The sequence below is a fragment of the Streptococcus sp. HMSC056C01 genome (assembly GCF_001811305.1).
Taxonomy (GTDB): Bacteria; Bacillota; Bacilli; order Lactobacillales; family Streptococcaceae; genus Streptococcus.
Genome location: NZ_KV804182.1, coordinates 10,093 through 36,868, shown reverse-complemented (window position 1 = coordinate 36,868; position 26,776 = coordinate 10,093). Strand labels below are relative to the sequence as shown.

General features: G+C 39.9%; 29 protein-coding genes, 1 tRNA gene, 2 pseudogenes and 1 other annotated feature. Of the genes and pseudogenes, 27 read left to right on the top strand and 5 right to left on the bottom strand.

What is annotated here, in order from left to right; all coding sequences use genetic code 11:
* Positions 1–78 precede the first annotated feature (78 nt).
* Positions 79–209, top strand: a sequence feature (ribosomal protein L20 leader region).
* A gap of 15 nt (positions 210–224) precedes the next feature.
* The 8 genes and pseudogenes from infC (at position 225) to pyk (ending at position 8,182) form a co-directional block, all read left to right on the top strand.
* A complete protein-coding gene (infC, locus tag HMPREF2795_RS01325; protein ID WP_000848177.1) occupies positions 225–755 on the top strand; it encodes a translation initiation factor IF-3 in 531 nt (176 codons plus the stop codon).
* A 32-nt stretch (positions 756–787) separates the two neighbouring features.
* The gene (rpmI, locus tag HMPREF2795_RS01320) at positions 788–988 is read left to right on the top strand and encodes a 50S ribosomal protein L35 (RefSeq protein WP_001125942.1); all 201 of its coding nucleotides are present in this window, start codon (positions 788–790) and stop codon (positions 986–988) included.
* A 51-nt stretch (positions 989–1,039) separates the two neighbouring features.
* On the top strand, positions 1,040–1,399 hold the full coding sequence (rplT, locus tag HMPREF2795_RS01315) for a 50S ribosomal protein L20 (protein ID WP_000124830.1): 360 nt from the start codon (positions 1,040–1,042) through the stop codon (positions 1,397–1,399).
* 57 nt (positions 1,400–1,456) lie between these two features.
* On the top strand, positions 1,457–1,843 hold the full coding sequence (locus tag HMPREF2795_RS01310) for a lactoylglutathione lyase (protein WP_000157160.1): 387 nt from the start codon (positions 1,457–1,459) through the stop codon (positions 1,841–1,843).
* A gap of 58 nt (positions 1,844–1,901) precedes the next feature.
* Positions 1,902–2,302: pseudogene (locus HMPREF2795_RS10185) on the top strand (phenylalanine--tRNA ligase beta subunit-related protein); the annotation flags it as partial.
* Positions 2,303–2,419: 117 nt separating this feature from the next.
* Positions 2,420–5,521: a DNA polymerase III subunit alpha gene (locus HMPREF2795_RS01300; RefSeq protein ID WP_075228028.1), complete on the top strand. Its 3,102-nt coding sequence runs from the start codon at positions 2,420–2,422 to the stop codon at positions 5,519–5,521.
* A gap of 81 nt (positions 5,522–5,602) precedes the next feature.
* Positions 5,603–6,610 (top strand): 6-phosphofructokinase, encoded by a 1,008-nt coding sequence (pfkA, locus tag HMPREF2795_RS01295; protein ID WP_000820873.1) that lies wholly within the window; start codon positions 5,603–5,605, stop codon positions 6,608–6,610.
* 66 nt (positions 6,611–6,676) lie between these two features.
* Positions 6,677–8,182: a pyruvate kinase gene (gene pyk / locus HMPREF2795_RS01290; protein ID WP_001042821.1), complete on the top strand. Its 1,506-nt coding sequence runs from the start codon at positions 6,677–6,679 to the stop codon at positions 8,180–8,182.
* 509 nt (positions 8,183–8,691) lie between these two features.
* On the opposite strand, the gene HMPREF2795_RS01285 is transcribed toward pyk, so the two are convergent.
* Positions 8,692–8,764: transfer RNA gene (locus HMPREF2795_RS01285), tRNA-Thr, on the bottom strand.
* A gap of 117 nt (positions 8,765–8,881) precedes the next feature.
* Positions 8,882–9,631: a lysophospholipid acyltransferase family protein gene (locus HMPREF2795_RS01280; RefSeq protein ID WP_000500175.1), complete on the bottom strand. Its 750-nt coding sequence runs from the start codon at positions 9,629–9,631 to the stop codon at positions 8,882–8,884.
* A gap of 132 nt (positions 9,632–9,763) precedes the next feature.
* On the opposite strand from HMPREF2795_RS01280, the gene HMPREF2795_RS01275 reads away from it, so the two are divergent.
* From HMPREF2795_RS01275 to HMPREF2795_RS01250, 6 genes are all read left to right on the top strand, one after another.
* Positions 9,764–12,100 carry a cation-translocating P-type ATPase gene (locus HMPREF2795_RS01275; protein ID WP_075228027.1) on the top strand — a complete coding sequence of 779 codons (2,337 nt, stop codon included), beginning with the start codon at positions 9,764–9,766 and terminating at the stop codon, positions 12,098–12,100.
* A gap of 101 nt (positions 12,101–12,201) precedes the next feature.
* Positions 12,202–12,879 (top strand): tRNA (adenine(22)-N(1))-methyltransferase, encoded by a 678-nt coding sequence (locus tag HMPREF2795_RS01270; protein WP_075228026.1) that lies wholly within the window; start codon positions 12,202–12,204, stop codon positions 12,877–12,879.
* Positions 12,866–13,663 (top strand): Nif3-like dinuclear metal center hexameric protein, encoded by a 798-nt coding sequence (locus tag HMPREF2795_RS01265; protein ID WP_075228025.1) that lies wholly within the window; start codon positions 12,866–12,868, stop codon positions 13,661–13,663. The genes HMPREF2795_RS01270 and HMPREF2795_RS01265 overlap by 14 nt, the downstream gene beginning before the upstream one ends.
* Before the next feature lie 16 nt (positions 13,664–13,679).
* Positions 13,680–14,777, top strand: a complete 1,098-nt coding sequence (locus HMPREF2795_RS01260) for an NAD(P)/FAD-dependent oxidoreductase (RefSeq protein ID WP_075228024.1) — start codon at positions 13,680–13,682, stop codon at positions 14,775–14,777.
* Positions 14,778–14,880: 103 nt separating this feature from the next.
* Positions 14,881–15,900 carry a UDP-glucose 4-epimerase GalE gene (galE, locus tag HMPREF2795_RS01255; RefSeq protein WP_075228023.1) on the top strand — a complete coding sequence of 340 codons (1,020 nt, stop codon included), beginning with the start codon at positions 14,881–14,883 and terminating at the stop codon, positions 15,898–15,900.
* Complete coding sequence (locus HMPREF2795_RS01250; RefSeq protein ID WP_075228022.1) at positions 15,884–16,831, top strand: glycosyltransferase family 2 protein; 948 nt, start codon at positions 15,884–15,886, stop codon at positions 16,829–16,831. Before galE ends, HMPREF2795_RS01250 begins: the two co-directional genes overlap by 17 nt.
* Positions 16,832–16,936: 105 nt before the next feature.
* Here the strand turns inward: HMPREF2795_RS01250 and HMPREF2795_RS10180 are convergent, their stop codons facing one another.
* On the bottom strand, positions 16,937–17,134 hold the full coding sequence (locus tag HMPREF2795_RS10180) for a ferredoxin (RefSeq protein WP_083303333.1): 198 nt from the start codon (positions 17,132–17,134) through the stop codon (positions 16,937–16,939).
* A gap of 45 nt (positions 17,135–17,179) precedes the next feature.
* Between HMPREF2795_RS10180 and HMPREF2795_RS01245 the strand changes: the two genes are divergently transcribed.
* The 6 genes from HMPREF2795_RS01245 (at position 17,180) to pdxT (ending at position 21,047) form a co-directional block, all read left to right on the top strand.
* A complete protein-coding gene (locus tag HMPREF2795_RS01245; RefSeq protein WP_000410178.1) occupies positions 17,180–17,668 on the top strand; it encodes an SAG1386/EF1546 family surface-associated protein in 489 nt (162 codons plus the stop codon).
* Between the two features lie 8 nt (positions 17,669–17,676).
* Positions 17,677–18,348, top strand: a complete 672-nt coding sequence (gene cmk / locus HMPREF2795_RS01240) for a (d)CMP kinase (RefSeq protein ID WP_045762908.1) — start codon at positions 17,677–17,679, stop codon at positions 18,346–18,348.
* 139 nt (positions 18,349–18,487) lie between these two features.
* Positions 18,488–18,826, top strand: a complete 339-nt coding sequence (locus tag HMPREF2795_RS01235; RefSeq protein WP_049548267.1) for a zinc ribbon domain-containing protein YjdM — start codon at positions 18,488–18,490, stop codon at positions 18,824–18,826.
* 2 nt (positions 18,827–18,828) lie between these two features.
* A complete protein-coding gene (locus tag HMPREF2795_RS01230) occupies positions 18,829–19,461 on the top strand; it encodes a Pr6Pr family membrane protein (RefSeq protein ID WP_049508632.1) in 633 nt (210 codons plus the stop codon).
* A gap of 137 nt (positions 19,462–19,598) precedes the next feature.
* A complete protein-coding gene (gene pdxS / locus HMPREF2795_RS01225; RefSeq protein WP_049508630.1) occupies positions 19,599–20,474 on the top strand; it encodes a pyridoxal 5'-phosphate synthase lyase subunit PdxS in 876 nt (291 codons plus the stop codon).
* Positions 20,475–21,047 (top strand): pyridoxal 5'-phosphate synthase glutaminase subunit PdxT, encoded by a 573-nt coding sequence (gene pdxT / locus HMPREF2795_RS01220; protein ID WP_075228021.1) that lies wholly within the window; start codon positions 20,475–20,477, stop codon positions 21,045–21,047.
* 29 nt (positions 21,048–21,076) lie between these two features.
* Here pdxT and HMPREF2795_RS01215 read toward each other — a convergent pair whose 3' ends face one another.
* Together HMPREF2795_RS01215 and HMPREF2795_RS01210 are read right to left on the bottom strand one after the other, a co-directional pair.
* Positions 21,077–21,724 carry a PAQR family membrane homeostasis protein TrhA gene (locus HMPREF2795_RS01215; RefSeq protein WP_061863265.1) on the bottom strand — a complete coding sequence of 216 codons (648 nt, stop codon included), beginning with the start codon at positions 21,722–21,724 and terminating at the stop codon, positions 21,077–21,079.
* Positions 21,714–22,169 carry a DUF1836 domain-containing protein gene (locus HMPREF2795_RS01210; protein WP_075228020.1) on the bottom strand — a complete coding sequence of 152 codons (456 nt, stop codon included), beginning with the start codon at positions 22,167–22,169 and terminating at the stop codon, positions 21,714–21,716. Before HMPREF2795_RS01210 ends, HMPREF2795_RS01215 begins: the two co-directional genes overlap by 11 nt.
* 134 nt (positions 22,170–22,303) lie before the next feature.
* On the opposite strand from HMPREF2795_RS01210, the gene HMPREF2795_RS01205 reads away from it, so the two are divergent.
* From HMPREF2795_RS01205 to trxB, 7 genes and pseudogenes are all read left to right on the top strand, one after another.
* Positions 22,304–22,804 carry a GNAT family N-acetyltransferase gene (locus HMPREF2795_RS01205; protein WP_075228019.1) on the top strand — a complete coding sequence of 167 codons (501 nt, stop codon included), beginning with the start codon at positions 22,304–22,306 and terminating at the stop codon, positions 22,802–22,804.
* Positions 22,797–23,306 (top strand): annotated as a pseudogene (locus HMPREF2795_RS01200) (methylated-DNA--[protein]-cysteine S-methyltransferase); the annotation flags it as partial. The gene HMPREF2795_RS01205 and the pseudogene HMPREF2795_RS01200, both read left to right, overlap by 8 nt.
* A gap of 15 nt (positions 23,307–23,321) precedes the next feature.
* Entirely contained in the window at positions 23,322–23,678 is a 357-nt protein-coding gene (locus HMPREF2795_RS10175) for a Spx/MgsR family RNA polymerase-binding regulatory protein (RefSeq protein WP_083303335.1), read from the top strand.
* Positions 23,679–23,834: 156 nt separating this feature from the next.
* A complete protein-coding gene (locus tag HMPREF2795_RS01195; protein ID WP_075228018.1) occupies positions 23,835–24,635 on the top strand; it encodes an amino acid ABC transporter permease in 801 nt (266 codons plus the stop codon).
* Complete coding sequence (locus HMPREF2795_RS01190; protein WP_049502693.1) at positions 24,635–25,378, top strand: amino acid ABC transporter ATP-binding protein; 744 nt, start codon at positions 24,635–24,637, stop codon at positions 25,376–25,378. The genes HMPREF2795_RS01195 and HMPREF2795_RS01190 overlap by 1 nt, the downstream gene beginning before the upstream one ends.
* A 79-nt stretch (positions 25,379–25,457) precedes the next feature.
* Complete coding sequence (locus HMPREF2795_RS01185) at positions 25,458–25,682, top strand: DUF4059 family protein (RefSeq protein WP_075228017.1); 225 nt, start codon at positions 25,458–25,460, stop codon at positions 25,680–25,682.
* A gap of 65 nt (positions 25,683–25,747) precedes the next feature.
* Positions 25,748–26,659 carry a thioredoxin-disulfide reductase gene (trxB, locus tag HMPREF2795_RS01180; RefSeq protein ID WP_075228016.1) on the top strand — a complete coding sequence of 304 codons (912 nt, stop codon included), beginning with the start codon at positions 25,748–25,750 and terminating at the stop codon, positions 26,657–26,659.
* The last annotated feature ends 117 nt before the right edge of the window (positions 26,660–26,776 follow it).

Sequence of the window (26,776 nt, the reverse complement as noted above, 5' to 3'; positions counted from 1 at the left end):
AGGCAAATATTTAAAAAAATTAAAAAAAGATAGTTTTAATCTTGACAAGTAGGGGAAAACTTGATATCATATAAAAGTTGAGAAAAGCAGAAGTGAGAACTTCTCGCCTTGCGACTAACGTTGTCTGGCCCCTACGGATCAAATTTCAGAAATGAAATACAATCATGTAGTGCGGGTTTGCGTTAGCAAGTCCGCTCTTGTTTTTCTCTAAATTAAAAAAAGAGGTGAAAACCATAGCAAAGCAAGACTTATTCATCAATGATGAAATTCGTGTACGCGAAGTTCGCTTAATCGGTCTTGAAGGTGAGCAATTGGGTATCAAACCACTAAGCGAAGCGCAAGCACTTGCGGACGAAGCTAATGTGGACTTGGTTCTCATTCAACCTCAAGCTAAACCTCCTGTTGCGAAAATTATGGACTACGGTAAGTTCAAATTTGAGTACCAGAAGAAACAAAAAGAGCAACGCAAAAAACAAAGCGTTGTGACCGTGAAAGAAGTTCGTTTGAGCCCAGTTATCGACAAGGGTGATTTCGAAACTAAACTTCGCAATGCTCGCAAGTTCCTTGAAAAAGGAAACAAAGTGAAGGTATCTATTCGCTTTAAGGGGCGTATGATCACCCATAAAGAGATTGGTGCAAAAGTTTTAGCCGAGTTCGCTGAAGCAACTCAAGATATTGCTATCATTGAACAACGTGCTAAAATGGATGGACGCCAAATGTTCATGCAATTGGCGCCAGCAACTGACAAAAAATAATTGTCAGAAAGTTAAATAAAGGAGAAAAAATCATGCCAAAACAAAAAACACACCGCGCATCAGCTAAACGTTTCAAACGTACAGGTTCTGGTGGACTTAAACGTTTCCGTGCTTACACATCTCACCGTTTCCACGGAAAAACTAAAAAACAACGTCGTCATCTTCGTAAAGCATCTATGGTGCATTCAGGAGATTTCAAACGTATCAAAGCAATGCTTACTCGCTTGAAATAATCGCGTATTTGTAAGTAAACAATTCTAGGAAATATTTGGAGGAAATAAAACATGGCACGTGTTAAAGGTGGCGTTGTATCACGCAAACGTCGTAAACGTATTCTTAAATTAGCAAAAGGTTACTATGGAGCTAAACACATCTTGTTCCGTACTGCAAAAGAACAAGTAATGAACTCTTACTACTATGCATACCGTGACCGTCGTCAAAAGAAACGTGACTTCCGTAAATTGTGGATCACACGTATCAATGCGGCAGCTCGTTTGAACGGACTTTCATACTCACAATTGATGCATGGTTTGAAATTGGCTGAGATCGAAGTTAACCGTAAAATGCTTGCTGACTTGGCTGTTAACGATGCAGCAGCTTTCACAGCTCTTGCAGATGCAGCTAAAGCAAAACTTGGTAAATAATTATTCATAAGACTGGTGCAAGTTTGTCCCAGTCTTTTTTAAACAAAGGAGAAAAAAATGGCTTCAAAAATGCTACACACATGCTTGCGAGTAGAAAATCTTGAAAAATCAATCGCTTTTTATCAAGATGCTTTTGGTTTTAAGGAATTGCGTCGTAGAGACTTTCCAGACTACGCTTTTACGATTGTTTATCTTGGACTTGAAGGTGATGATTATGAGTTAGAGTTGACTTACAACTATGATCACGGACCTTATGTTGTCGGTGACGGTTTTGCTCACATCGCCTTAAGCACACCTGATCTTGAGGCTCTTCATAAAGAACATAGCGACAAAGGCTATGAAGTGACAGCACCTAATGGACTTCCAGGGACTCAACCAAACTATTACTTTATCAAAGATCCAGATGGATACAAGGTAGAAGTAATTCGTGAGAATTCATTATAGTTCCTATCGAGTAGCTTGTATGCTACTCGTTTTTTTAATTTGTAGCAGAATGAAAGAAAAAGAATGGCGTCAGGCATTCACAAAATTCAAAACCAAAAAATGTGCTCGTTCTTCTATTCAAGGTTTATTAAAGCGTGTGAGTCAAGGAAGAGCTCAAGGGAATGAATCCTTCTTCCACTAGGGTCTGAAAGTGAGGCTTCTGCATTAGCTGATGAAATGATTTATTTTGATGGCCACGGTGCGGTTTGTCGCTGTTTAAACTGGCGTGAAGCCCAAAGAACCATGTTAACGCAAGAAACCAAAGATGCTATTTTAGTCATTGAAGCTATCAATGAAGAGCAGGCATCACGAGCTCGGGAAGCAATGCTAGAACTACATACTAAAATTGGTAAATATTTCGGTGTCAGTGGTAAGATCAGCCACTTAACAACTACAAATCCTATCTTGGAAATAGATTGATAAGTGGGAATCACGGTTAATTCAACTGTGGTTCTTTTTTCTTCAAGGGAAGAAAGAAATTGTTTTTCTATTTTTTAAAATGGTATAATATAAGGAGAAAAAGGGAGGTGATAGCGAGTGATTGCACAACTTGATACAAAAACGGTTTATAGTTTCATGGAGAGTATGATTTCCATTCGGAAGTATGTTGATCAAGGAAAAGCATACGGCTACTCAGCACTTGGAATCATGGATGTTGACAATCTATATGGAGCTTATTATTTTATCAAAGAGTGCCAAAAGCAGGAGATTCAGCCTGTATTAGGTCTTGAGGTGACCGTTCATCATAAGGAGGAACTCGTCAACCTTCGATTTTTAGCCTTGTCAAATCATGGCTATCGAAATCTCATGAAGCTTTCGACTCTAAAAATGACAGGTAAAAAGGAATGGACTGATTTTTCTCCCTATCTAGAAGATGTTTGTGTTATTGTTCCCTATTATTCTGCAATTGATTCCTTGGACTTAGGGCATGACTATTATATCGGAGTGTATCCAGATACACCTCAGTCGAATTTTTCTCACTCCATTCTCCCACTTTATCGTGTTAATTCCTTCGAATCTGAGAATTTAGAAACGCTTCAAATGCTCAAGGCGATTAAGGAAAATGTGATCTTGCGAGAGGTAGATGTTCAATCGCAACAAGGCTTGTTTTTACCTGCTTATCGCTTAGAGCAAGTATTTCAAGAAAAGTTTCCGCAAGCCTTAGAAAATCTTTCTGAACTGATTGGAGCAACTACTTATGAGATTGATAGTAGTCTCAAGCTTCCACGTTTCAATCCAGAGCGTCCTGCTGTTGAAGAGTTGCGCGAAAGAGCTATTAAGGGCTTGGAACAGAAAGGCTTACTCGATTCAGTTTATCAGGCTCGTTTGGAAGAAGAACTATCTGTGATTCATGACATGGGATTCGATGACTATTTCTTGGTTGTCTGGGATCTCTTACGTTTTGGTCGTTCTCAGGGATATTATATGGGAATGGGACGTGGGTCTGCAGTTGGAAGTCTAGTGGCCTATGCCTTAAATATTACTGGTATTGATCCTGTAGCTAAGAATCTTATCTTTGAGCGCTTTTTAAATCGTGAACGCTATACCATGCCTGATATCGATATCGATATTCCCGATATCTATCGTCCTGAATTTATACGCTATGTTCGTGACCGTTATGGTAGTATTCACGCTGCTCAGATAGTCACCTACTCGACTTTTGGTGCCAAACAGGCTATCCGAGATGTTTTTAAACGGTATGGTGTTCCCGAGTACGAGTTGACATCCATAACCAAGAAAATTGGTTTCAAAGATACCTTGACAAGCGCCTATGAAGGCAATCTAGGATTTAGACAACTGATTCAAAGTAAGATTGAGTACCAAAAGGCTTTTGAAATTGCCAAAAAGATAGAAGGCTATCCTCGACAGACTTCCATCCATGCTGCTGGTGTCGTGATTAGTGATAAAAATCTGACGGACTATATTCCTCTTAAGTATGGTGAGGATATGCTCATTACCCAGTATGATGCTCATGGAGTCGAGGGAAATGGCTTGCTCAAGATGGATTTCTTGGGCTTAAGAAACCTAACTTTCGCTCAAAAAATGCAGGATCTCTTATTTGAAACTCAAGGAATTCAGCTAAGGATTGAGGAAATTGACCTTGAGGATAGGGAAACTTTAGCCCTCTTTGCAGCTGGAAAGACCAAGGGGATTTTTCAATTTGAACAACCTGGAGCTATCCGTTTATTGAAACGAGTGAAGCCACAAAACTTTGAAGAAGTAGTAGCAACAACTTCTTTAAACCGACCAGGTGCGAGCGACTATATTGATAACTTTGTGGCTCGAAAACATGGTAAAGAAAAGGGGACGGTTCTGGACCCAGTTTTGGAAGATATTTTAGCTCCAACTTATGGAATTATGCTTTACCAAGAACAGGTGATGCAAGTAGCTCAGCGATATGCTGGTTTTAGCCTTGGGAAGGCCGACATTTTACGTCGTGCCATGGGTAAAAAGAACGCAGCTGAGATGCACCGAATGGAAGAGAGTTTTATCCAAGGTGCACTCGAAAAAGGTCATGGAAAGGAACAGGCTCAGCAGGTTTTTGCTGTCATGGAAAAATTTGCTGGTTATGGTTTCAACCGATCACATGCTTATGCTTATGCGGCTTTAGCTTTTCAACTTGCTTACTTTAAAACACATTACCCAGAAATCTTTTATCAAGTCATGCTCAACTATGCCAGTGGAGATTATATTCTCGATGCCCTTGAAATGGGTTTTGAACTGATATCACTCTCTATCAATACAATCCCATATCAGGATAAATTGACAGACAAGACTATTTACTTGGGACTTAAGAGTATCAAGGGGATGCCTCGAGATTTTGCCTATTGGATTTTAGAGAGTCGTCCTTTTAGTAGTGTTGAAGATTTTGTCACTCGCTTGCCTAAAAATTATCAGAAGTTGAGTCTTTTAACTCCCCTAGTCGAGATTGGTTTATTCGATAGTTTTGAAAAAAATCGCCAAAAAATCTTATCCAATTTACCTACTTTGTTTATTTTTGTGGAAGAATTGGGGAGTTTGTTTGCAGATAATAGCTACAATTGGCTTGAGAGTGAGGATTTTACGCAAGTCGAGAAGTTTCGTAAGGAACAGGAGTGGCTTGGAGTTGGTATCAGTCCGCATCCCTTACTGGTTTTAGCAAAGAATCCCCTCTATCCAATTGTGAGTTTGTCTGAACTATCTGAAGGACAGACAGCTACAGTACTCGTTGAGATAGAATCCATTCGTGTCATTCGTACTAAAAAAGGTGAAAACATGGCTTTTCTGAAAGTTAGTGATAGTAAAACGAAGCTTGAAGTCACAGTTTTTTCTGACCAGTATCGTCAATTTAACAATCTCTTACATGAAGGAAGATTTTACTACCTTAATGGAAAAGTGCAGGCAAGAGACGGTCGCCTTCAGTTAGTATTAAATAATCTAAAAGAAGCAGTGAGTGAACGATTTTGGATTCAGGCTGCTGATCATGAACATGATTCTGAAATTTATCATATTTTAGAACAATACAAGGGACAAATTCCAGTCATTATTCGCTACGAAAATGAACAAAAAAATGTTCTTTTGCCGGGTTATTTTGTTGCAAAAGATGTTAGTTTGCAGGAATCTTTGAGTCAAATAACTATGAAAACGATTTATCGTTAAAAATCAATGAAAATAAAAGAATTTTAACTTTAATTATGGTATAATCAGTTAGAATGTTAAAAGAAAAAGGAGCAAAACCAAATGAAACGTATTGCTGTTTTGACTAGTGGTGGAGACGCCCCTGGTATGAATGCTGCCATCCGTGCAGTAGTTCGTCAAGCAATCTCAGAAGGAATGGAAGTTTTTGGCATCTATGATGGATACGCAGGTATGGTTGCAGGCGAAATTTATCCACTTGATGCTGCTTCAGTGGGAGACATCATTTCACGTGGTGGTACTTTCCTTCACTCTGCTCGTTATCCTGAGTTTGCAAAACTCGAAGGTCAACTTAAAGGGATTGAGCAGTTGAAAAAACACGGTATCGAAGGTGTCGTAGTTATCGGTGGTGACGGTTCTTATCACGGAGCAATGCGCTTGACTGAGCATGGATTCCCTGCTATTGGACTTCCAGGAACAATCGATAACGATATCGTAGGTACTGATTTCACAATCGGATTTGATACTGCAGTTACAACTGCAATGGATGCCATCGATAAGATTCGTGATACCTCATCAAGTCACCGTCGTACTTTCGTAGTTGAAGTTATGGGACGTAATGCTGGAGATATCGCTCTTTGGGCTGGTATTGCCACTGGTGCTGATGAAATTATCATCCCTGAAGAAGGCTTCAAGATGGAAGACATCGTAGCAAGTATCAAAGCTGGATATGAACACGGTAAGAAACACAACATTATCGTTTTGGCAGAAGGTGTTATGTCAGCGGCTGAATTTGGTCAAAAACTAAAAGAAGCTGGAGATACAAGCGACCTTCGTGTAACTGAACTTGGTCATATCCAACGTGGTGGATCTCCAACTGCTCGTGACCGTGTATTGGCGTCACGTATGGGAGCACACGCTGTTAAACTTCTTAAACAAGGAATCGGTGGTGTCGCTGTTGGTATCCGTAACGAGAAAATGGTTGAAAATCCAATTCTTGGAACTGCAGAAGAAGGAGCTTTGTTTAGCCTAACAGCTGATGGTAAGATTGTTGTTAACAATCCTCATAAAGCTGACCTTGAACTTTCTGCTTTGAACAAGAGCTTGTCATAATCAACTTTAACTAAACTGGTAAAATGACCATAAAAGGTCAAATTATATAAAGGAGTCACAAAAATCATGAACAAACGTGTAAAAATCGTTGCAACTTTGGGTCCTGCGGTAGAAATCCGTGGTGGTAAAAAATTCGGTGAAGACGGATATTGGGGTGAAAAACTTGACGTTGAAGCTTCAGCTAAAAACATTGCTCAATTGATTGAAGCAGGAGCTAACACTTTCCGTTTCAACTTCTCACACGGTGACCACCAAGAACAAGGTGACCGTATGGCAACTGTTAAACTTGCAGAAAAACTTGCAGGTAAAAAAGTTGGTTTCCTTCTTGACACTAAAGGACCAGAAATCCGTACTGAATTGTTTGAAGGTGAAGCTAAAGAGTACTCATACAAAACTGGTGAAAAAATCCGTGTTGCAACTAAACAAGGTATCAAATCAACTCGTGAAGTGATTGCTTTGAACGTTGCTGGAGCTCTTGACATCTATGATGACGTTGAAGTTGGTCGCCAAGTATTGGTTGACGATGGTAAACTTGGTCTTCGTGTTGTAGAAAAAGACGATGCAACTCGTGAATTTGTCGTTGAAGTTGAAAACGACGGTGTTATCGCTAAACAAAAAGGTGTAAACATCCCTAACACTAAAATTCCTTTCCCAGCTCTTGCTGAACGTGATAACGCTGATATCCGCTTCGGTCTTGAACAAGGTATCAACTTCATCGCGATCTCATTCGTACGTACTGCAAAAGACGTTAACGAAGTTCGTGCAATCTGTGAAGAAACTGGTAACGGTCACGTTCAATTGTTCGCTAAAATCGAAAACCAACAAGGTATCGATAACTTGGACGAAATCATTGAAGCTGCTGACGGTATCATGATCGCTCGTGGTGACATGGGTATCGAAGTACCATTTGAAATGGTTCCAGTTTACCAAAAAATGATCATCACTAAAGTGAATGCTGCTGGTAAAGTTGTTATCACTGCAACAAACATGCTTGAAACAATGACTGAAAAACCACGTGCAACTCGTTCAGAAGTATCAGACGTATTCAACGCTGTTATCGACGGAACTGATGCTACAATGCTTTCAGGTGAGTCAGCAAATGGTAAATACCCACTTGAGTCTGTTCGTACAATGGCAACTATCGATAAGAACGCTCAAACGCTTCTTAACGAATACGGACGTTTGAATTCAGATTCATTTGAACGTAACTCTAAGACAGAAGTTATGGCTTCAGCAGTTAAAGACGCTACAAACTCAATGGACATCAAATTGGTTGTAACTCTTACTAAGACTGGTCACACAGCACGTTTGATCTCTAAATATCGTCCAAATGCTGATATCTTGGCATTGACATTTGACGAATTGACAGAACGTGGATTGATGTTGAACTGGGGTGTTATCCCAATGTTGACAGAAGCTCCATCATCAACTGATGACATGTTTGAAATTGCTGAACGTAAAGCAGTTGAAGCAGGTCTTGTACAATCTGGTGACGATATCGTTATCGTTGCAGGTGTGCCACTTGGTGAAGCAGTTCGTACTAACACAATGCGTATCCGCACTGTACGTTAATCTAATATTAAAAAGCCTATCATATCAAGCTTTCTAGCTTGTGTGATAGGTCTTTTTTTGTGACGAGGGGCAAAATATATCATTTTCCTTTCAATACTAAGGTATATAAAACAGCTTCCCTTATACCTTTTGCTGTAATTAGAGATTTCATTGCTCATCTTTGTATCTTTATGACTAAACCTAGCTAGGATTTTTTGGATAATAAGTCTATAAGTGTTTGATTGTTGCTTGAGCTTATTGCTATTTGGACAGAAAGGATTGCTAAAAGATAGTATTTAATAGTGTTTAGGAAAATAAAAAAAAGCTCTCTGGAAAAACCAGAAAGCCTGAGAGGCATCTCCATGTGAGAAACCGGTTCACACAATTTCTCAAGGTCCGCTCCTGCGTTATGACCTCCTTTGCTCAATAGTAGCTCTCGCTACATATCGACTCATCGCAAGTTTTATTTTACTATAAGGACAATAAAATGTCAATAAAAAAAGTTCCTATACCAAGGAACTGATGAACAATGCTAATTGCCGGGATCGAACCGGCGACCTCATCCTTACCATGGATGCGCTCTGCCTACTGAGCTAAATCAGCTTACTTAAAAAGTATACTATAGAATCAAATCTTTGTCAATAAAATGTTTTATTTAAAAGTAATCAGCTGTCAGTCAAACTAAAATGGCTTAAGAGAATATCCCTCAGCCATTTTATTCTAACCTAATTGATTTTGTTTTTTTTCTGGATTCCAGATAAAACTTGCAATAAAGCTAAAGATGATGGTAACAATCGCAACTAAGACAGCAAGAATCAGTGCTGGTATGCGAATAAACCACCACAAAGGATTTGGTTTTTTGTTATTGTGCCATTGTTTCGTTTCCTCATCTAGACGTTGGAATTCTAATTGGATACGTTCAGCAACCATCTCAATTCCTTCATCATTCATTTTCTTAATGTCTGAGATATCGATAGGATTTCCGAAGTTCATATCGACACGTTCGCGACTGATGAGTCCTTTTAAGGTCATTGGGCCAGTGTAAGTAACTGGCATGATGCGAACCTTGGCCATTTTAGCAATCAGAGCTACGCCACCTTTGACATCGTTAGAATGACGACTACCACTTGGAAACATGATGAGAGATCGGTCGCTCTTTTTAAGAACATTGATAGGATACTTAATGGCAGAAGCGCTAGGATTTTCCCGGTCAATAGGAAAGGCACCACACATTCGAATCCACCAACCAAAGATTCGATTAGAGAAAAGTTCCTTTTTAGCCATAAAGACAAATTGCTTTGGTTTGGTCGCAAATGCCATGTAGACAGGATCCCACCAAGTACGATGGGGAGCAACTAGGATATAGTTTTCATCTTGACTCGGAATTTTATCAGTATTATGATAGTGAGCATTACCGTTGATAGACCAAAGAATCAACATAACCAGCCCACGAAGATAAGTATAAAACATGGTGTCTCCTTCAATTTTCTTTCTTTTATTATACCTTATCATACTAGGACAAGCAAATGTTTTTTTGTTTAGGCGGAATTGCTCTTCATATGAAATTAGAATTATTTTTAAAAAAATGATATGATAGAATTTATGGATAAAAATAAAATTATAGGCTTAAGCCAATCAGAAGTTAATGAACGTCAGAAACAGGGACAGGTCAATGATTTCAAAGCATCAGCTAGTACCAGTACTTGGCAGATTGTAAAACGAAATGTTTTTACTCTCTTTAATGCTTTAAACTTTGCTATTGCTTTAGCGCTCGCTTTTGTTCAAGCCTGGAGCAACTTGGTTTTCTTTGCAGTTATCTGTTTTAATGCTTTTTCAGGAATTGTAACCGAGCTACGTGCCAAACATATGGTTGATAAACTCAATCTCTTGAATAAAGAAAAGATTACGACTATCCGTGATGGACAAGAGATTGCTTTGGATCCAGAAGAGCTTGTTTTGGATGATGTGATTCGCTTGTCTGCAGGGGATCAAATTCCAAGTGATGCGATTGTATTAGAAGGCTTTGCAGAAGTCAATGAAGCCATGTTAACGGGCGAGAGCGACTTGGTGCAAAAAGAAGTAGAAGACTTAATGTTGTCAGGTAGTTTTCTTGCCAGTGGTTCTGTCTTTGCTCAAGTTCATCATGTAGGGGCAGATAACTATGCAGCCAAACTCATGCTTGAAGCTAAGACAGTTAAACCGATCAACTCACGCATCATGAAATCGCTAGACCAGCTTGCAGGCTTTACTGGGAAAATCATCATTCCATTTGGAATTGCCCTCTTGCTTGAAGCTTTGGTCTTGAAAGGTTTACCACTGAAGTCTTCTGTAGTGAATTCCTCTACAGCTCTTTTGGGAATGTTGCCTAAGGGGATTGCCCTCTTGACCATTACCTCTCTTTTAACCGCTGTTATCAAGCTTGGTTTGAAAAAGGTCTTGGTGCAGGAGATGTACTCTGTTGAAACCCTAGCGCGCGTGGATATGCTCTGCTTGGATAAGACAGGTACCATCACCCAAGGGAAGATGCAGGTTGAGACTGTTCTTCCTCTGACCCAGGCTTATGACAAGGATGCTATTGCCGACATACTAACCAGCTATATGGCAAACAGCGAGGATAAAAATCCTACAGCTCAAGCTATCCGTCAACGTTTTCAAGGTCAAGTAGCTTATCCGATGATTTCTAGTCTTCCATTTTCAAGCGATCGTAAATGGGGAGCAATGGAGTTGGAAGGTCTCGGAACTGTTTTCCTAGGTGCACCTGAGATGTTGTTGAATGCTGAAGTTCCTGAGGCTAGAGAAGCTCTTGAACGAGGATCTCGTGTCTTAGTTCTGGCCCTCAGTCAAGAAAAACTTGATCCCCACAAGCCACAAAAGCCATCTGATATTCAAGCCTTGGCTTTTCTTGAAATTCTAGATCCAATCCGAGAAGGGGCGGCTGAAACTCTAGACTATCTTCGTTCTCAGGAAGTGGGCTTGAAAATTATTTCTGGTGATAATCCAGTTACCGTTTCAAGTATTGCTCAAAAAGCTGGTTTTGCAGACTACCACAGCTACGTAGATTGCTCGAAAATTACTGATGAAGAGTTGGTTGCTATGGCTGAGGAGACAGCGATTTTCGGACGTGTCTCTCCTCATCAAAAGAAACTGATCATCCAAACGTTGAAAAAAGCAGGTCATACGACTGCAATGACAGGAGATGGTGTCAATGATATCCTTGCTCTCCGCGAGGCAGACTGTTCCATCGTGATGGCTGAAGGAGATCCAGCGACTCGTCAGATTGCAAATCTGGTCCTCTTGAACTCAGACTTTAATGATGTTCCTGAGATTCTCTTTGAAGGTCGTCGTGTGGTCAATAACATTGCCCACATTGCTCCGATTTTCTTGATTAAGACCATCTATTCCTTCCTGCTTGCAGTCATCTGTATTGCAAGTGCTTTGTTGGGACGTACTGAATGGATTTTAATTTTCCCATTCATTCCGATTCAGATTACCATGATTGACCAGTTTGTGGAAGGATTCCCACCGTTCGTATTGACCTTTGAGCGAAATATTAAACCAGTCGAACAAAACTTCCTCAGAAAATCCATGCTCCGTGCACTACCAAGTGCCTTGATGGTAGTCTTTAGTGTTCTCTTTGTTAAAATTTTTGGAACCAGTCAAGGCTGGTCAGCCATTGAAATTTCGACTCTTCTGTATTATCTACTAGCGTCGATTGGTTTCATGTCTGTAGTTAGAGCTTGCTTGCCATTTAGTCTATGGCGTGTCCTCTTGATTATTTGGTCAGTTGGTGGCTTCCTTGGAACGGCTCTATTCCCAAGAATCCAAAAACTACTTGAAATTTCAACACTGACAGGACAAACATTACCTGTCTATGGCATCATGATGCTCATCTTTACTGTGATTTTCATCCTGACAAGTCGTTATCAAGCTAGAAGATAAAGAAAGGCTGCAATCCATGATTGCGGTCTTTTTTAGGTACAGGATTGCTAGACAAAATATGGTATAATAAAGAGAAATAGACTTTTGGAAAGTGAGAGAAAATGATTTCGAAGAGATTAGAAATGGTAGCTTCTTTTGTACCTCAAGGAGCCGTTTTACTGGACGTCGGGAGTGATCATGCTTATCTACCCATTGAATTGGTTGAAAAAGGTCACATCGATCGTGCCATTGCAGGAGAGGTTGTAGAAGGTCCCTATCAATCTGCAGTTACAAATGTTAAAAGTCATGGTTTAACTGAGAAAATTCAGGTTCGTTTAGCCAATGGTTTAGCAGCATTTGAAGAAAGTGATCTGGTATCTGTCATCACTATTGCTGGAATGGGTGGTCGCTTGATTGCTACAATATTAGAAGAAGGATTAGACAAACTTGCCACTGTTGAGCGTTTGATTCTTCAACCCAATAATCGAGAAGATGAGTTGCGTTCTTGGTTACAAGAGCATGGTTTTCAAATCATAGCAGAAAGTATTCTAAAAGAAGCTGGGAAATTCTACGAGATCATAGTTGCAGAAGCTGGTAAAATGAATCTATCAGCAACTGATGTCCGCTTTGGCCCCTTCTTGTCCAAAGAAGTCAGTCCAGTCTTCATCCAAAAATGGCAAAAAGAAGCTGCTAAGCTTGAGTTTGCCCTTAGTCAAATTCCAGAAAAAAATCAAGAAGAACGTCAGGTTCTGGCAGATAAAATTCAAGCCATTAAGGAGGTGCTCCATGAAAGCAAGTGAAGTGATTAAGCGTTATGAAACCTATTGCCCCCAAGAATTTTCTATGGAGGGTGATAGCCGTGGTTTGCAGATTGGTACCCTAGACAAAGAAATCAAAAAAGTCATGGTTGCTCTTGATATACGTGAAGATACAGTGACAGAAGCTATTGAGAAGGGTGTAGATTTGATTATCGTTAAGCACGCGCCTATCTTTCGTCCAATCAAGGACTTGGTAGCTAGCCACCCTCAAAATCAGATTTATATCGATCTCATCAAGCACGATATCGCTGTTTATGTCAGTCATACTAATATCGATATTGTTGAAAATGGTCTCAATGACTGGTTCTGCCAACTATTGGATATTAAGAATACAACTTTTCTACAGGAAACAGGTCCTGAACGTGGCATCGGGCGTATTGGAACTATTAGACCTCAAACCTTTAAGGAATTTGCAGATCATGTTAAGGAAGTCTTTGGTTTAGATAGCCTTCGTATGGTGTATTATCAAGAGAGTGATTTGCAAAAAACCATTTCAAGAGTAGCTATCTGTGGTGGCAGTGGGCAGTCTTTCTACTCTGATGCTTTAGCAAAAGGAGCAGATCTTTATATCACTGGTGATATTTATTATCATACTGCCCAAGATATGTTGTCAGATGGTTTGTTAGCTCTAGATCCGGGACACTATATCGAAGTGCTTTTTGTGGAAAGAATCGCAGTGCTCTTGAATGAATGGAAGGAAGAGAATGCTTGGTCGCTAGAAGTTGTCGCAAGTCAAGCTCCTACCAATCCATTCCATCATATCTAGTAAGAAGGTAAAATCAATGAAAAAAGTTGCCATTGTAGGTGCAGGAATTGTAGGGGCCACAGCTGCCTACTATCTTTCTAAGGAAGCTGATATCGAAGTAACTGTTTTTGATTTTGGACACGGCCAAGCAACCAAGGCCGCGGCAGGAATTATTAGTCCCTGGTTTTCTAAACGACGCAACAAGGCTTGGTATAAGATGGCGCGCCTAGGAGCTGATTTCTATGTAGATTTATTAGCTGACCTAGAAAAATCGGGTCAAAAAGTTGATTTTTACCAAGGTTCTGGTGTCTTTCTTCTTAAAAACGATGACTCTAAGCTAGAGGAGCTCTATCAACTGGCTCTGCAACGTAGAGATGAATCTCCCTTGATAGGGAAATTAGCCATTTTGGACCAAGCGACTGCTAGTAACTTATTTCCCGGTCTAGAGGGATTTGAACGTTTACTCTATGCTTCTGGTGGAGCTCGAGTAGATGGGCAACTCCTAGTGAGTCGTTTACTGGATGCCAGTCAGGTTAAGGTCGTAAAGAAAGAGGTTAGTCTAACTCCTTTATTATCAGGCTATCAGATAGACAATCAAATGTTTGATCAAGTAATTTTATCTACGGGAGCTTGGCTTGGACACATTTTGGAGCCTTTAGGCTATGAGGTAGATGTTCGTCCACAAAAGGGGCAGCTCCGAGATTATCAGGTGCCACAAGACATGGGAGCTTACCCTGTAGTTATGCCGGAAGGTGAGTGGGATTTGATACCATTTCCTGGAGGTAAGTTATCTCTAGGAGCTACCCATGAAAATGACATGGGATTTGATCTTACAGTCGATAAAAATTTGCTCCAAAAAATGGCTGAGGCAGCGAATCCATTTTATCCGAGTTTAAAGGATGCAGTTTTATCTGGTGAACGTGTGGGTATTCGTGCTTATACAAGTGACTTCTCTCCATTCTTTGGTCAAGTACCAGCCTTGTCAGGAGTTTATACAGCAAGTGGTCTAGGATCTTCAGGGTTAACGACTGGTCCTATTATCGGTTATCATCTAGCCCAAATGCTTCAGGGGAGAAGTGGAGTATTGGATCCAGCAGATTATCCGACTGAAAGATACATTAAAAAGAAACAATAGTAAACCTTTTACCTAGTTTTTACGATAGTCTTAGGATAGTAAATGACTTTCCCTATCAAAAATGGTAAAATGAAAAAAATAATCCAAGAATTGAGGAAATGAAATGCAAGAAAAAATTCTGGTAACAGGTGGAGCAGGTTTTATCGGAACTCACACCGTCATCGAACTGGTCCAAGCTGGACACCAAGTAGTTGTCGTGGACAATTTGGTAAATAGTAGCCGTAAAAGTCTTGAAGTAGTCGAAAGAATCACTGGGGTAGAAATTCCTTTCTACGAAGCAGATATTCGTGATACGGAAACTCTTCGTGATATTTTCAAACATGAAGAACCAACAGGTGTGATTCATTTTGCTGGTTTGAAGGCTGTAGGGGAATCTACACGTATCCCACTTGCCTACTATGATAACAATATCGCTGGAACTGTCAGTCTCTTGAAAGTTATGGAAGAGACAAACTGTAAGAATATCATCTTCAGTTCATCAGCAACTGTTTATGGAGATCCTCATACAGTCCCAATCCTAGAAGATTTCCCACTTTCAGCTACAAACCCATATGGTCGTACCAAGCTAATGCTGGAAGAAATCTTGACAGATATCTATAAAGCAGATTCAGAGTGGAACGTTGTTTTACTTCGTTACTTCAACCCAATCGGTGCACATAAGAGCGGTGATTTGGGTGAAAATCCAAACGGTATTCCAAATAACCTTCTTCCATATGTGACACAAGTTGCAGTTGGTAAGTTGGAACAAGTTCAGGTCTTTGGAGACGACTACGATACTGAAGATGGAACAGGTGTTCGTGACTATATCCACGTTGTTGACTTAGCCAAAGGACACGTTGCAGCACTTAAGAAACTTCAAAAGGGTTCAGGTCTAAATATTTACAACCTTGGTACAGGAAAAGGCTACTCAGTTCTTGAAATTATCCAAAATATGGAAAAAGCAGTCGGACGTCCTATTCCATACCGTATTGTTGAACGTCGCCCAGGTGATATTGCAGCTTGCTACTCAGATCCAGCAAAAGCTAAGGCAGAGCTCGGTTGGGAAGCAGAACTTGGTATTACAGAAATGTGTGAAGACGCATGGCGTTGGCAAAGCAAGCATCCAAATGGATTTGAAGACTAAGATGATGATTTCAATCATAGTCCCATGTTTAAACGAAGAGGAAGTACTTCCTCTTTTTTATCAAACTCTTGAAGCACTGATCCCAGATTTGGGAACAGAAATCGAATACATTTTTGTAGATGATGGTTCGACTGATAAGACTTTGGATGTTTTAAAGGTTTATCGAGAGAAAAATTCTGCAGTACATTATATCTCTTTCTCGCGTAATTTTGGGAAGGAAGCGGCCATATATGCAGGTTTACAACAAGCAACAGGAGATTTGGTGGTGGTTATGGATGCAGACCTTCAGGATCCACCAAGCCTCTTACTTGAGATGAAGGAACTACTAGATCAGAATCCGTATTTGGACTGTGTGGGAACTCGGAGAACTAGTCGAGAGGGTGAACCCTTTTTACGTAGTTTCTGCGCTGATCTTTTTTATCGTTTTATGCAAAAAATTAGCCCAGTAGCTCTTCCATCGGGTGTTCGTGATTTTCGGATGATGAGAAGATCAGTTGTGGATGCAGTGTTAGAATTGACAGAATACAATCGCTTTTCCAAAGGCCTCTTTGCCTGGGTTGGTTTCCGTACTCACTATCTAGAGTATCCTAATGTTGAAAGGCAGGCAGGTAAGACAAGTTGGAGTTTTAGACAACTCTTTTTCTACTCTATTGAAGGGATTGTGAATTTTTCAGATTTTCCTTTGATATTAGCTTTTGTTGCTGGTCTTTCGTCGTGTTTTCTGGCTTTAGTGATGACCTTGTTTGTAGTTGTCCGTACTCTCGTACTGGGCAATCCAACTTCTGGTTGGACTTCTCTGATGGCTGTCATTCTATTTCTTGGTGGTGTCCAATTATTGACGATTGGGATTCTCGGAAAATATATCAGTAAAATTTATATGGAAACGAAAAAAAGACCCCTCTATCTGATAAAAGAACAGAGTGAGTCATGATAAGATTTACTAAAAATAAGTCCTTCAAAAGACTATAATTTTCTGGAAAAATATGCTAAACTAGAGGAAGTGGGATTTGGAAATTGAATCACCACTGATGACAAATTAATCTTTGATGAGCGCGCGAGTGGGACACTGTTTCACAGCTTCCAGTAGCTCTTCACTAGCTGGGACGTCTCTCTCTAGTAGATTAGGATCATCATAGAAACGCACAATACCATTATCATGGTAATCAAATAAATCAGAATAGGTTTGGCATAGCCCACAGGCAATGCATCGTTCAGGTATAAGTGTGATTTTCATATTTATATTGTAATAAGAAATTAGAAAAAAAACAAGGAGTAAGGTATGGAAAAGGAACCATGGCAAGAAGATATTTACGATATCGAGGAAAGTCGTTCGGAACGCAGAAGCAGAGGAAATAAGGAATCAGGAGTAGGAGCTAATCGTATTTTAACGATTTTGGCTTGTATTTTCTTTGTTATCGTTGTCGGTATGATTGCCATTCTAATCTACCTGTCATCAGGTGGAAGTGATCGTACGGCAGCCTTGAAAGATTTCCATGATTCTTCTGCGCCTAAGGTAGAGGAAGTTTCTTCAACATCATCAAGTAGTTCAGTTGAAGCATCAAGTTCTGAAGCAGAATCAACTTCTTCAAGTAGTTCAGAGGAACACACAAATGCTGAGGGAACCATTACTGTCCTTGCAGGTGAAGGTGAGGCAGCTATTGCAGCTAGAGCAGGCATTTCTATTGCCCAGCTTGAAGCCTTGAACCCTGGTCATATGTCTTCAGGAACTTGGTTTGCAAATCCTGGTGATGTCCTTAAGACAAGATAGGAGTTAGAATGAAAACAATTCAGATCGCTATTGATGGTCCAGCTTCAAGTGGTAAGAGTACAGTAGCAAAGATTATCGCTAAGGACTTTGGCTATACTTATCTGGATACAGGTGCCATGTATCGTGCTGCGACTTACATTGCTTTAAACAACCAAGTAAGTCCAGAAGAGTCATCTCGACTTCTTGAATTATTGGAACAATACCCGATTAGTTTTGGTCGTGCCGAAACAGGAGAACAGCTTGTTTTTGTTGGAGACGTTGATGTTACCAATCCAATCCGAGAAAATGAAGTAACTAATGCTGTATCAGCTTTTGCAGCTATTCCAGCTATTCGTGAAAAATTGGTAGCCCTCCAGCAAGAAATTGCCCAACAAGGCGGAATCGTCATGGATGGTCGAGATATTGGTACAGTGGTCTTGCCTAAGGCTGAATTGAAGATTTTTCTTGTTGCTTCAGTGGATGAGCGTGCAGAACGACGTTATAAGGAAAATCTTTCAAAGGGGATCGAAACAGATTTGGAAACTTTGAAAGAAGAGATTGCTGCGCGTGATTATAAAGATAGTCATCGTGAAACTTCTCCTCTTAAGCAGGCAGATGATGCAATCTATCTGGATACGACAGGACTAAGTATTTTAGAAGTTGTCGAAAAAATTAAATCAGAAGCAGTCAAACATTTTTAATTTGAAATTTTAACCGATTGACCACGATAGTGGTGAGTCGGTTTTTTAGCAATTTGTCAAATTTTTAATTTTAAGGTATAATAGTCTTTGTTAACGAAAATTTGACAATCAAACCATCATGAAAATAGAAGGAGATAAAATGAACAATCTACCAAATTGCCCAAAATGTAATTCAGAATATGTCTATGAAGACGGAGCCTTGCTAGTCTGCCCAGAGTGTGCTTATGAATGGAATCCTGCTGAGCAAGTAGAGGTTGAAGAAGGCCTTGTTGCTATCGACGCTAATGGAAATAAATTGGCTGACGGTGATACAGTAACCTTGATCAAAGACCTTAAGGTAAAAGGTGCTCCAAAAGACCTTAAGCAAGGAACTCGTGTGAAAAACATCCGTATTGTTGAGGGTGACCACAACATCGATTGTAAGATTGATGGTTTTGGTGCTATGAAATTGAAATCAGAATTTGTTAAAAAGATTTAATCATGACTACTTGGAATAAATTTATTTTTTTCAGTCGGACTCTCTTGTTTTTCGCAGCATTTACAGGGGTCTATCTGGAAATTACCAAACGTGGTGGTTTAGGGATGTTGCTTTACTATACAGTCCTTTCCAACCTTTTGGTTGTCATCTTTACAGGTTATCTTTTGTTAAAGATGCGTAGTGGCGGCGATAGTTGGCAAAGTCCTGCTATTCTACGTCTCAAAGGTGGTGTCACTATGAGTATCATGATTACTTGTGTCATCTATCATTTCATGCTAGCTCCCTTGACGACAGATTTTTACCGTTTGGAAAATTTCCTTTGTCATTATATCGTACCTCTCTGGTTTTTAGCAGATACAATTATTTTTGATAAGAGTCGTCAATATAAGTGGTTTGATCCCATGCTTTGGACCAGCCTTCCTTTGTTTTATATGATTTTTGCCATCTTAAACGGTTTTGTTCTAAAGATGGATGTCCCTAACGCTAAGGATAGTCCCTTCCCTTATTTCTTTTTGAATGCTACCAAACATGGTTGGGGCTTTGTCTTTAGATGGGCAGCTACTATCTTTGTTGCCTATATGGTTTCAGGATATCTGTTTTATCTTGTTAAAAACATTAAAAAATCTAAGAAATAAGAGTACCTTATATGGGTACTTTTTTGATGATTGAGATAATTGTACCCAGACAAATCGATTTTTTTTATCTTGTACTTGAGTCATTTCTACCTTAAAATAAAATTGTAGCTACCAATACAACTATTGAGGAAGAGAAAATGACTGAAAATCGTTATGAATTAAATAAAAATTTGGCACAGATGCTTAAAGGTGGCGTCATCATGGATGTTCAAAATCCTGAGCAAGCAAGAATTGCAGAGGCTGCAGGTGCGGCAGCTGTTATGGCCTTGGAGCGAATCCCAGCTGATATTCGTGCAGCTGGTGGTGTCTCTCGTATGAGCGATCCAAAGATGATCAAGGAAATCCAAGACGCAGTCAGCATTCCAGTTATGGCCAAGGTTCGAATTGGACATTTTGTTGAAGCACAGATTTTAGAATCCATCGAGATTGACTATATCGATGAGAGTGAGGTGCTATCTCCAGCTGACGATCGTTTCCATGTGGATAAGAAAGAATTCCAAGTTCCTTTTGTTTGCGGTGCTAAAGATCTAGGAGAAGCCTTGCGTCGTATCGCTGAAGGAGCATCGATGATTCGTACAAAAGGGGAACCTGGAACAGGAGACATCGTTCAGGCAGTCCGCCATATGCGTATGATGAATCAAGAAATTCGTCGCATTCAAAATCTCCGTGAAGATGAACTCTATGTCGCGGCAAAAGAACTCCAAGTACCTGTAGAATTAGTTCAATACGTGCACGAACATGGAAAACTACCAGTCGTGAACTTCGCAGCAGGTGGTGTAGCAACACCTGCCGATGCTGCTCTTATGATGCAGCTAGGTGCAGAAGGTGTCTTTGTTGGTTCAGGGATTTTCAAATCAGGTGATCCTGTTAAACGTGCAGCAGCAATTGTCAAGGCAGTTACCAATTATCAAAATCCTCAAATTTTAGCTCAAATCTCTGAAGACTTGGGAGAAGCTATGGTTGGTATCAATGAGAATGAAATCCAAATTCTCATGGCTGAGCGAGGAAAATAGATGAAAATTGGAATATTGGCCTTGCAAGGCGCCTTTGTAGAGCATGAGAAAGTCCTTGCCAAACTAGGAGTTGAAAGTGTTGAACTGCGAAATCTAGAAGACTTTCAGCAACATCGAGGTGAGCTGTCAGGTTTGATTTTACCTGGAGGTGAGTCGACAGCTATGGGAAAACTCCTACGTGACCAGCAGATGCTACTTCCTCTAAGAGAGGCTATTCTCAATGGTTTACCAGTCTTTGGGACTTGTGCTGGTTTGATTTTGCTAGCGAAACAGATTACCTCTCAGGAAGAGACTCATCTGGCTACCATGGACATAGTAGTGGAGCGCAATGCCTATGGACGTCAGCTAGGAAGCTTTTATACAGAAGCAGACTGCAAGGGTGTTGGCAAGATTCCCATGACCTTTATCCGTGGACCTATTATTAGTGAAGTTGGTAAGGGTGTTGATGTTCTAGCGATTGTGAACAATCAAATCGTAGCGGCACAAGAAAAGAATATGCTGGTAACCTCCTTTCATCCGGAATTGACAAATGATTTTCGCTTGCATCAATATTTTATCAATATGTGTAAATAAAAATAGGTCGGGATTTTCCCGGCCTATTTTTACATGTAATAAACAATGGCGATGTATTGGAGAGCTGAAGCTGCCAGAATGAAGAGATGCCAGATCATGTGGAAGTAAGGTTTCTTCTTAGCATAAAAACCAGCACCAACTGTATAGCAAAGCCCACCTGATACCATAAGAGTCCAAAAGATTGGATTTGTTTGACTGATGATTGCTGGTAGGATAGCCACAACTAGCCAACCCATGATGAGGTAGAGTATCAGACTAAATTTTTCATTGACTTTTTTGGCAAATATTTTATAAAGAATACCAAAAATAGTTGTTCCCCACTGAATGGCGATAATCAGATAACCAAACCAGTTATTCATCAAGGTCAAAACGACAGGAGTATAAGAGCCAGCAATCGCAACATAAATCATGGAATGGTCGATGATACGAAGCACGTATTTATGAGTGGAACCATAAGCCATAGAATGATAAATAGTCGATGAAAGAAACATGAGAAAGAGACTGATGACGAAGATGGACACACCGACAGACGATAAAAATCCATGAGCTTCATAACTATAAGTCGATGAGATAGGGAGCAAAATCAGCATGATAAGTGCCCCTACAGCATGGGTGACACTGTTTGCTATTTCTTCTCCAAAACTAAGGCGCTTGCTAAGTTTAAAACTAGTATTCATTTCTTTCCTCCTCTTCATTTTCTGTATAGACTAGTGCTAGTGTTTGATGATAAAGTTTGACCGTTTGACAGCTTGCTTGAATGATTGGATTAGCTGGGTCTAGGTCTTCATTCATATAGTCCACAAAAGCATTGTAAAGTTCTTGTGAGTTAGTCTCTGTGTGTAGGGTGTTTAGGGTTTGAGCAATTTCCTGGATTGAAAAAACAGACTTGAGTGTTGTGATAGCAATCAATCGGGCAATTTGTTTGCGTTGGTATTTTTTCTTTTCAGGTTTACTGATATAGCCATGCTTCACATAGTTGTTCACCATTGATGCAGTTAAACCTTTCTCTTTAGCAAGAGAAATAGGGGAACAAACTTTATTCACATAAAGTAGGACCTGATCCAAATAGAGATCAATGTTTGGAATTTCGTCCCATTCTGGGTAGGAAAAAGTAGTTTTCATTTCCAACTCCTGTTTATCTAGTTTTAATAACTAGATTATAAAATAATAGAAATCAAAAGTCAAGTTTTAACTGCTTGTAGAAAGCCTTAAATTATGCTATGATGAGAGAAACTAGTCAGAAAAGAGGAGATAAGATGGAAATTCGTTTAGCCTTTCCAAACGAAGTAGATGCAATTATGCAAGTGATTGAGGAAGCTAAAAAATGCTTGGCGGAAGCTGGTAGCACTCAGTGGCAAAATGGTTATCCAAATACTGATACGATTATCGAAGATATTATCTCAGGTCAGGCTTATGTAGCCCTGGAAGAAGGAGAGCTCTTAGCTTATGCAGCAGTAACCAAGAGTCCAGAAAAAGCTTATGAAGCCATTTATGATGGAAGCTGGGAAGGAAGAGAACCAGAATACCTTGTATTTCACCGGATTGCGGTTTCTAGAGATGTCCAAGGACAAGGTGTTGCCCAGACCTTCTTGGAAGGCTTGATTGAAGGCTTTGATTACCTAGATTTTCGTTCAGATACACATGCTAAAAACAAGGCCATGCAGCATATCTTTGAAAAACTTGGCTTTAAACAGGTCGGTAAAGTTCCAGTAGATGGGGAACGTTTGGCCTATCAAAAATTAAAATCAAATGCCTAAGCAGTATGCAAAGATGCTGTACAAGTCTCCGATCGGGATCTTATATTTGGTAGCAGATGATCGCTATCTGTTTGGAATATGGGTTGAAGCACAGAGCCATTTTGAGCGAGGTTTGTCGGTGTGTAATCTAGTTGAGGTGAAAAGTCATCCCATTTTAAATCAGATTACTAGCTATTTAGATGCTTATTTTAAAGGACAAAATCAAAATTTGTCTCAGTTACCTTTGGCTCCTGTTGGTAGTGACTTTGAAAAAAGAGTCTGGAACTACTTGCGTGGAATTCCTTTTGGTCAGACTGTTACTTATGGACAAATAGCTAAGGATTTGCAGATAGCTTCGGCTCAGGCAATCGGAGGAGCAGTAGGACGTAATCCTTGGTCAATCCTAGTACCTTGTCATCGCGTACTAGGTGCTGGTAATCGTCTAACAGGCTATGCTTCAGGAATTGACAAGAAGGCTTGGCTCTTAAAGCATGAAGGTGCAGCATTTCAAGAGAATAAAGAACAGAAAGAAAAGAAAATGTTAGAATTTATCGAATACCCAAAATGTACAACTTGTAAAAAAGCCAAAAAGGAGTTAGATCAACTTGGACTAGAATATAAAGATGTTCATATCGTAGAAGAGACTCCGAGTGAAAAGGTTATTTTAAACTGGCTCGAAACTTCTGGATTTGAGTTGAAGCAATTTTTCAATACCAGTGGAATTAAATACCGTGAACTGGGCTTAAAAGATAAGGTTGGGACTTTATCCAATAAAGAAGCAGCCAAACTCTTGGCCAGTGATGGTATGTTATTAAAACGTCCAATATTAGTGGAGAATGGTGTTGTTAAACAAATTGGCTATCGTAAAACCTACGACAACTTGGATTTGAAATAGTTTTTTTCTATCTCCTTGATAGGTAAAATATATAACCTCACACTTTTAAAGTATGATAAACTAGTAGGTAGACAAAGTCTCTTCTGCTCGTAGCAAATATTTTAAATCTAGGCAGAAGTATGATAGAATGATTCATTATCAGGAGAGGATGTTTCTATGAATGTTACAACACTTTTAGCATCAGATTGGTACCAAAACTTGATGCAGTATATTCCAGACGGCAAACTGTTTAGTTTTCGTTCTGTCTTTGATGGGATTCCAAGAATTGTACAACAATTGCCAACAACATTGATGTTGACAGTATTTGGTGCTTTTTTTGGTATAATATTGGCCTTGGTTTTTGCTATTGTAAAAATTAATCGCGTTAGAATTCTTTATCCATTACAAGCATTCTTTGTTAGTTTCTTAAAAGGGACACCAATCCTAGTGCAGTTGATGTTGACTTACTATGGAATTCCTCTAGCATTAAAAGCGTTGAATCAACAATGGGGAACTGCTTTTAATATCAATGCGATTCCAGCTGCAGCTTTTGCCATTGTAGCTTTTGCTTTTAACGAAGCAGCTTACGCTAGTGAAACTATCCGTGCAGCTATTCTTTCTGTTAATCCTGGAGAGATTGAAGCCGCTCGTAGTCTTGGAATGACACGTGCACAAGTTTACCGTCGTGTGATTATTCCAAATGCAGCGGTAGTAGCGACTCCAACCTTGATTAACTCCCTAATCGGTTTGACTAAGGGGACTTCCCTAGCCTTTAGTGCGGGTGTTGTAGAAGTCTTCGCCCAAGCTCAGATTTTGGGTGGTGCCGACTATCGTTACTTCGAACGTTTCATCTCAGTTGCCCTTGTATACTGGGTGGTAAATATCGCTATTGAAAATCTTGGCCGCTTTATTGAGAAAAAAATGGCAATCGAAGCACCAGATAATGCGAAAACAGATGTGAAAGGAGACCTTCGCTAATGATTAAGATTTCAAATTTAAGCAAATCCTTTTCTGGTCAAACCGTCTTGGATCATCTGAATTTAGATATTCAAAAAGGGGAAGTAGTAGCTTTGATTGGTTCCTCAGGAGCGGGGAAGTCAACCTTTCTTCGTAGCCTAAATTATCTGGAAACTCCTGATAGTGGAAGTATTCAGATTGATGATTTCAAAGTTGACTTTTCTCAAATTACTCAAGATGAAATCTTGACTCTTCGTCGTAAGTTGTCCATGGTGTTCCAACAGTTCAATTTGTTTGAGCGTAGAACAGCCTTAGACAATGTCAAGGAAGGTTTGGTAGTTGTTAAAAAACTTTCCGACCAAGAAGCAACTAAGATTGCCAAAGAAGAGTTGGCTAAGGTTGGTCTTTCAGATCGTCAACAGCACTATCCTCGCCACTTATCAGGTGGACAAAAACAACGGGTAGCTTTGGCGCGTGCTTTAGCCATGAAGCCAGCAATCTTGCTCTTGGATGAACCTACTTCAGCACTTGATCCAGAATTGGTTGGTGAGGTAGAAAGATCTATCGCTAATGCAGCTAAATCAGGTCAAACCATGATTTTAGTCAGTCACGATATGTCCTTTGTTTCTCAAGTAGCTGATAAGGTTTTGTTCTTGGATAAAGGAAAGATTATTGAGTCTGGAACACCAGATGAGATTATCAATCATCCTAAAGAAGAACGAACAAAAGAATTCTTTGCTAGTTACAAACGAACCTATATTTGATATAATAGAAGATAAGAAAGACTCGGTTGGCTAGGCTAACTGGGTTTGCTCTTTAAAATTAATAGAAAAGAGAGAGAGCATGCTAGTTCAGCTATTTGCTTTGTATTTAGAGAGTTTAGTGTTGACAATTCTACTGGTCTTGATTATTTTAGGACTCTGGATTGGACTTAGAGCTCTGTCTGGGGTTGACAAAACTGCTAAAGCACGTCAAGCCCATCTCTACGATATGATTATGATTGGAATTTTAACAATTCCAGTATTGTCATTTGCAACCATGAGCATTTTGTTGGTTCTCAAGGCTTAATAGTTGTAAAATGGGATTTAATCCGTTAGAATAAAAATAGTTACAACAAGAAAGAAGGAAAGTGAATGTACGATACGATTATTATCGGTGCAGGGCCTGCTGGGATGACTGCAGCCTTGTACGCAGCACGTAGCAATTTGAAAGTTGCTTTGATTGAAGGTGGACTTCCTGGTGGTCAGATGAATAATACTTCTGACATTGAAAACTATCCAGGTTATGCTAATATCAGTGGTCCTGAATTAGCTGAAAAGATGTTTGAACCTCTTGAAAATCTAGGTGTTGAGCATCTCTATGGCTTCGTTGAAAATGTTGAGGATCATGGCGAATTCAAAAAAGTCGTAACAGACGACCAAGTTTATGAAACTCGCACAGTTATCGTAGCGACTGGTTCTAAACACCGTCTCTTGGGGGTTCCAGGAGAAGAAGAACTCAATAGTCGTGGAGTTTCTTACTGTGCAGTTTGTGATGGAGCCTTTTTCCGCGACCAGGATTTGTTGGTCGTAGGTGGAGGTGACTCAGCAGTTGAAGAAGCAATCTTCTTAACACGATTTGCTAAGTCTGTAACCATCGTTCACCGTCGAGATGAACTACGTGCCCAAAAGGTCTTACAAGATCGTGCTTTTTCCAATGAAAAAATCAACTTCATTTGGGATTCGGTTGTCAAAGAAATCAAGGGTGAAAACCGTGTTGAGTCGGTTGCCATTGAAAATGTTAAAACAGGACAAGTGACAGAACAAGCCTTTGGTGGTGTTTTCATCTATGTTGGATTGGACCCTGTTAGTGACTTCGTCCAAGAGTTGCAGATTCGAGACCAGGCAGGTTGGATTGTGACAGACGACCACATGAAAACAAGCGTTGCAGGGGTCTTTGCAGTTGGGGATGTTCGTCAAAAAGACCTTCGACAAGTTACAACAGCTGTTGGAGATGGCGCTATTGCAGGTCAAGAAGCTTATAAATATATTACTGAACATAGTTAAAAAGGCGGTGGGACAGAAATCGATAGACAAAGTCTGGATTTCGTAGTCCCAGCCCGCGAGTATGATTAGAGCTTTTTGGAGTTTAAAAGACGAACAAAAAGTTCAATCAGCTACCGC